5 protein-coding genes are annotated in these 6,517 nt (G+C 72.3%); 4 read left to right on the top strand and 1 reads right to left on the bottom strand.

Going from position 1 to position 6,517, the window contains the following annotated elements; all coding sequences use genetic code 11:
* The 3 genes from V7793_RS30945 to hflX form a co-directional block, all read left to right on the top strand.
* The coding region (locus tag V7793_RS30945; protein WP_336012811.1) for an ACT domain-containing protein at window positions 1-451 on the top strand (451 nt) is incomplete at its 5' end.
* 178 nt (window positions 452-629) lie between these two features.
* Window positions 630-2,129, top strand: coding sequence for a M1 family metallopeptidase (locus tag V7793_RS30940; RefSeq protein WP_336012809.1), 1,500 nt, complete (start codon window positions 630-632; stop codon window positions 2,127-2,129).
* Between the two features lie 136 nt (window positions 2,130-2,265).
* The gene (hflX, locus tag V7793_RS30935) at window positions 2,266-3,759 is read left to right on the top strand and encodes a GTPase HflX (protein WP_336012806.1); all 1,494 of its coding nucleotides are present in this window, start codon (window positions 2,266-2,268) and stop codon (window positions 3,757-3,759) included.
* Between the two features lie 133 nt (window positions 3,760-3,892).
* Here the strand turns inward: hflX and V7793_RS30930 are convergent, their stop codons facing one another.
* Window positions 3,893-5,086, bottom strand: a complete 1,194-nt coding sequence (locus tag V7793_RS30930) for a trypsin-like serine peptidase (protein WP_336012805.1) — start codon at window positions 5,084-5,086, stop codon at window positions 3,893-3,895.
* Window positions 5,087-5,338: 252 nt separating this feature from the next.
* On the opposite strand from V7793_RS30930, the gene V7793_RS30925 reads away from it, so the two are divergent.
* On the top strand, window positions 5,339-6,517 hold a 1,179-nt coding region (locus V7793_RS30925), incomplete at its 3' end, for a diaminobutyrate--2-oxoglutarate transaminase family protein (protein ID WP_336012801.1).

Below are 6,517 nucleotides of genomic sequence, written 5' to 3'. Positions count from 1 at the left end.
GGCGGCCGCGAGCGTACGGCTGGCGGGCTGCTGTACCCCCGTCCCGCCCGACGAGGTGACCGGTTTCGCCGTGCGCGGGGGCGCGGTGACGGTGCACCGGGCGCAGTGCCCTGCGGTGCACCGCATGGTCGCCTCCGGGAGGGAGCCCGTAGGGGTGCGCTGGAGCAGCCCGGAGGGCGGCGGCGCCCGCGACTACCGCGTCACCCTGCGTGCCGAGTCCTTCAGCAGGCCGCACCTCCTGGCCGATCTGACGGAGGCCATCGCGGCCGAGGGGGCGGCGGTCATCTCGGCGGCCGTCGAGCCGCCCCACGAGCAGCGCGTACGCCACACCTACACCCTGCAACTGCCGGACGCCGCCCAGCTGCCGGAGCTGATGCGCGCCATGCGGCGGGTGCCGGGGGTCTACGACGTCGAGCGGGCCGGACGGCCGGTGGCCACTGCGCCGCTCTAGCAGGGGAGAGCAGGGGAGAGCGGGGGGAGAGCCGCCGGGCGGTGCGCGCGCCCAGCGACGGGCAGGGGAGTAGCCCCCGGGACGAGTACCCGTCGTACAGCTTTCCGGCGCGCTCGTACGGGTGGGGCGGCGCCGTGCCGCCACCGCGCGGGGCCTTCTCGCTGGTAGCGATGGACGCATGCCGCACTCACCCGGGAAACCCGCCTCGGTCCGCCGGCGGTCCGTGCGCCGCCGCGCCGTCCTCGCCGCCGCCGTCTCGGCCCTCCTCATCGGCGCCGCGGCTCCACCCGCCGCGAGCCCCCAGGGCGTCGGCGACCGCCTCTTCCCGGATCTCGGCAACCCCGGCTACGACGTCGCCGCTTACGACATCGCCTTCGACTACCACGGCAACGACCGGCCGCTCGACGCCGTCACCACCATCGCCGCACGGGCCACCACCGGCCTGGACCGGCTCAACCTCGACTTCAGCAACGGCACGGTCCGCTCCGTGACGGTCAACGGTGTGCCCGCCAAGTTCGCCCCCGCCAAGGAGGACCTGGTCGTCACGCCGTCCGCCGCCCTGCCGGCGGACGGCCTGTTCACCGTCGTCGTCCGGCACACCAGCGACCCGCGCAACAGCAAGGACGGCGGCTGGATCCGTACGAAGGACGGGCTGGTCATGGCCAATCAGGCCGATGCCGCGCACCGTGTCTTCCCCTGCAACGACCACCCCTCCGACAAGGCCCGCTTCACCTTCCGCGTCACCGCGCCCAAGGCCCTGACCGTCGTCGCCAACGGGCTGCCGGCGGGCCGTGCGGTCCGCGGTGCGAACACCACGTGGGCGTACCGCAGCGAGCACCCCATGGCCACGGAGCTGGCCCAGGTCTCCGTCGGCCGCTCCGCCGTGGTGCACCGCAAGGGGCCGCACGGACTGCCCGTGCGGGACGTGGTCCCCGCCGCCGACCGGCAGCGCGTGGAGAAGTGGACGTCGAAGACGCCCGAGCAGATCGCATGGCTGGAGGGCAAGGTCGGGCCGTACCCGTTCGAGAACTACGGCATGCTGATCGCCGACGCGTCGACCGGTTTCGAGCTGGAGACGCAGACCCTCTCGCTCTTCGAGCGCAGCCTGTTCATCCGGGACGACATCCCTTCCTGGTACCTCGAGTCCATCATGGTCCACGAGCTCGCACACCAGTGGTTCGGCGACAGCGTCAGCCCCCACAGCTGGTCCGACCTCTGGCTCAACGAGGGGCACGCCACCTGGTACGAGTCGCTGTACGCCGAGCACAAGGGCGGCCGGACCCTCGACGTCCGGATGCGTGCCGCGTACGAGCACTCCGACGCCTGGCGCGCCGACGGCGGCCCGCCCGCCCTGCCCAAGCCGCCCGACCCCGGCAAGCGGACCAGCATCTTCAGGCCCGTCGTCTACGACGGTGGCGCGCTGGTTCTCTACGCGCTGCGCCAGAAGATCGGCGCGGCGGCGTTCGACCGGCTGGAGCGCGAGTGGATCAGCTCCTACCGCGATGCCAGCGCCACCACGGAGGACTTCACGGCCGTCGCCTCCCAGGTCTCCGGCCAGGACCTGAAGGAGTTCCTGAAGGACTGGCTCTACAGCCCGAAGACCCCGCCCATGCCGGGTCACGACGACTGGAAAGCGGCCCGGAAGGCGCCCCGCAAGGCGCCCCGGAAACCCGCGTGACGCTCCGCCGACCACGTGGGACCATCGACGGGTCGGCGAGGCCGCCGGCCCGGGAATCTCCGGGGCCGCCCGCGCGTTGTCGACGGTGCGGCCACTGCAATCGCGGCCGCCACCTCCCAACGATGCAAAGGATCAAATGACCTCCTCTTCTTCCCTTCCCCAGGACCGGCAGAGCCTTCCGGAGAGCCTTCGGGCCGACGCCCTGATGGAAGAGGACGTCGCCTGGAGCCACGAGATCGACGGGGAGCGCGACGGCGAGCAGTACGACCGCTCCGAGCGGGCGGCCCTGCGGCGCGTGGCCGGTCTCTCCACCGAGCTGGAGGACGTCACCGAGGTCGAGTACCGGCAGCTGCGCCTGGAGCGCGTGGTGCTGGTCGGCGTCTGGACGTCCGGCACGGTCAGGGACGCGGAGAACTCCCTCGCGGAGCTCGCCGCGCTCGCCGAGACCGCAGGTGCCCTGGTGCTCGACGGCGTGGTCCAGCGCCGGGACAAGCCGGACCCCGCCACGTACATCGGCTCGGGCAAGGCCCAGGAGCTGCGGGACATCGTCCTGGAGTCCGGCGCCGACACCGTCGTCTGCGACGGTGAGCTCAGTCCCGGCCAGCTCATCCAGCTGGAGGACGTCGTCAAGGTCAAGGTGGTCGACCGCACCGCCCTGATCCTCGACATCTTCGCCCAGCACGCCAAGTCCCGCGAGGGCAAGGCGCAGGTCTCCCTCGCGCAGATGCAGTACATGCTGCCGCGCCTGCGCGGCTGGGGCCAGTCGCTGTCCCGGCAGATGGGTGGTGGCGGCTCCGGCTCGTCCGGCGGCGGCATGGCCACCCGTGGCCCCGGTGAGACCAAGATCGAGACGGACCGGCGGCGGATCCGCGAGAAGATGGCGAAGATGCGCCGGGAGATCGCGGAGATGAAGACCGGCCGCGACGTCAAGCGCCAGGAGCGCCGGCGGAACAAGGTCCCGTCGGTCGCCATCGCCGGCTACACCAACGCCGGAAAGTCCTCCCTGCTCAACCGGCTCACCGGAGCCGGCGTCCTGGTGGAGAACGCCCTGTTCGCCACCCTGGACCCGACCGTGCGCCGGGCGGAGACGCCCAGCGGGCGGGTCTACACCCTCGCCGACACCGTCGGCTTCGTCCGGCACCTGCCGCACCACCTCGTCGAGGCGTTCCGCTCCACCATGGAGGAGGTCGGCGACTCCGACCTGATCCTGCACGTGGTCGACGGCTCGCACCCGGTGCCGGAGGAGCAGCTGGCCGCCGTGCGCGAGGTCATCCGCGATGTCGGCGCAGTCGACGTGCCCGAGATCGTCGTGATCAACAAGGCGGATGCGGCCGACCCGCTGGTCCTGCAGCGGCTGCTGCGGATCGAGAAGCACTCGATCGCGGTGTCGGCGCGCAGCGGCGAGGGCATCGAGGAGCTCCTCGCCCTGATCGACGCGGAGCTGCCGCGACCGGCCGTGGAGATCGAGGCGCTCGTGCCGTACACGCACGGTTCGCTGATCGCGCGGGCGCACGCCGACGGCGAGGTCATCTCCGAGGAGCACACCCCGGAGGGCACGCTGCTCAAGGCACGGGTGCACGAGGAGCTCGCCGCCGAGCTCCAGCGGTACGTGCCCGCGGCCCGCGGCTGACGTTCCCGCGGCGCACGCGCCACGCCGTCACCGTCACATGCGGAAGGCCCGCTCCCCCGACCGGGGAGCGGGCCTTCCGCATGTACATGAGCTGTGCTGCCCCGCGGCTACTGCGCCTGCGGCGACCGCGACGTCACCGGCGGTTGGCGAACTTCCCGCTGATGGCGTTGTAGACGCCCTGGGCCTCCGGGCCCAGGCGCGGGCCGGCCAGCCAGGTGCTGTTGGCCGGGCCGATCGAGGTGTTCGAGACCAGCTTCACCTTGCCGTCGGGCCCCTTGGCGAACCAGCCGCCGCCGGACGAACCGCCGGTCATCGTGCAGCCGATGCGGTACATCGTCGGCTCGTTCGGGTCGAGCGTCAGCCGGCCCGGCCTGTCGATGCAGTCGTACATCTTCTGGCCGTCGAAGGGCGCCGCCGCCGGGTAGCCCCAAGCGCCCATCGACTGGATGGACTTCACCTGGGGGGTGCTGAAGTCGACGGTGAGGGCGTTGCCGACGGTCTCCTCCAGGGACTTGCCGGAGCCGCCCTCGGGCTTCACGTGCAGCACGGCGAAGTCGTACGGGGCACCCGCGCCGCCGGTCTCGGCTCCCTGCTTGATCCACTGCGCGGACGTCTGCGCCCAGTCCGCCCACCACACGCCGTACGGAGCGACGTCCTGCACCGGCGCGCTGTTGACCTGGGCGCCCGGCAGGCCCTTGTCGTTGTACGACGGCACGAAGGCGATGTTGCGGTACCAGCCGCCCTTCGTGCCGGCGTGCACGCAGTGGCCCGCGGTCCACACCATGTTGGACTTGCCGGGGTGCGCCGGGTCCTTGACGACCGTGGCCGAGCAGACCATGTGGCCCTGCGGGCTGTCGAAGAAGACCTTGCCGACCGGGGCCGCGTTGTTGTGGTACGGCACGTTGACGGACTTGGCCTGGACCGGACGCGGCTCGGGGTCGGTCACGCCCTGGTCACCGGAGGCGCCCGGCGCCGTGCCCGGCGCACCCTGGGTGGCGAGCGTCTTGTCGCTGGGGCGGGCGTCCTTCATCGTGTCGGGCTTCCAGTGGCCCTTGATGATCGGGTTGATGAAGTCGCGGGCCTCGCGGAGCCACTGCTCCTTGTCCCAGTTCTTCCAGGCGCCGTTCTTCCACTTCTCCAGGTCCTTCAGGGAACTGGGAAGGTTCTTGGGCAGCTCGAGGCCCTCGTCGCCCTTCTGCGAGGCGGTGGCGCTGGGCTTGTCGCTCCCCGCGGCCTCGTCCTCGGTCGGGCCGCACGCGGTGGCGGTCAGCGCCAGCGCGGCCGTCAGAGCGGCCGCGGCCAGCGCGGGCCTGCGGATGGATGGCATGGAGTGGGTTCCCCCTGATCGTTCTGTTCGGACGTGTCCGCAATGTCGCGGCCACGCTGTGGAGTTGTCATGCACCGCCCCAGCGGGCGAGGCCGGGCCCCACTATGCCGGTGCGTGAGGAGACGGGAACGGGCGGGTCCTCGGTTCCGCCGCGAAGGATCTTGACGGCGGGCCGTGATCCGTCGCGTGCGGCGTCGTTAGTACGTACGGGGGAGTGCCGACCAGCGTTCAGCAGCAGGAGGAGCCAGAGCCGTGGCCTTGACCCAGCTACCGTCCACGGAGCCGTCGGTCGCAGCGCACGAAGGCATCCTCCGGCGGCAGTCGTCCCGCGAATCGGCCGCCCGTACGTATGCCCGGTCGCTGCCCATCGTGCCGGTACGCGCCCGGGGGCTGACGATCGAAGGCGCGGACGGCCGCCGGTATCTCGACTGCCTCTCGGGGGCCGGCTCGCTCGCCCTGGGGCACAATCACCCGGTCGTGCTGGAGGCCATCCGCTCGGTTCTTGACTCCGGCGCGCCCCTGCACGTGCTCGACCTGGCCACCCCCGTCAAGGACGCCTTCACGGACGAGCTGTTCGCCACGCTGCCCCGGGAGCTGGCGGAGTCGGGCCGCGTCCAGTTCTGCGGCCCGGCCGGCACCGACGCCGTGGAAGCCGCCTTCAAGCTCGTCCGCACCGCCACCGGCCGCGAGGGCCTACTCGCCTTCACAGGGGCCTATCACGGCATGACGGAGGGGGCGCTCGCCGCCTCGGGCGCGGCGCCGAGCGTGCGGGTGACCCGGCTGCCCTATCCGCAGGACTACCGCTGCCCGTTCGGCGTCGGCGGGGAGAACGGGGCGCGCCTCGCCGCCCGCTGGACCGAGAGCCTCCTGGACGATCCCAAGAGCGGAGTGCGCCGCCCCGCCGCGATGATCGTCGAACCCGTGCAGGGCGAAGGCGGTGTGCTGCCCGCGCCCGACGGCTGGCTGCGCCGGATGCGCGCGCTCACCGCCGCGCGCTCCATCCCGCTCATCGCCGACGAGGTGCAGACGGGCGTGGGCCGCACCGGGGCCTTCTGGGCGGTCGAGCACAGCGGGATCGTGCCCGACGTGATGGTCCTGTCCAAGGCCATCGGCGGGAGCCTCCCGCTCGCCGTCATCGTCTACCGCGGCGACCTCGACACCTGGCAGCCCGGTGACCACGCCGGCACGTTCCGGGGCAATCAGCTCGCGATGGCCGCGGGAGCGGCCACGCTGCGCCACGTCAGGGAGAACGGCCTGGCCGAGCGCGCCGCCTCGCTGGGCGTGCGCATGCTGGACCGGCTGCTGCGACTGGCGGGGGAGTACGACTGCATCGGCGAGGTCCGCGGGGCCGGACTCATGATCGGCATCGAATTCGTCGCCCCGGAGGGGGAGCGTTCGGAGAGGGAGCGCCCGGAGGACGGCCGCCGCTCG

Source organism: Streptomyces sp. KLMMK (genome assembly GCF_036961605.1).
In the GTDB taxonomy this organism is placed as follows: domain Bacteria; phylum Actinomycetota; class Actinomycetes; order Streptomycetales; family Streptomycetaceae; genus Streptomyces; species Streptomyces telluris.
Note: the sequence above shows the minus strand (reverse complement) of the source record. Positions and strands in the feature narration are given on the sequence as shown.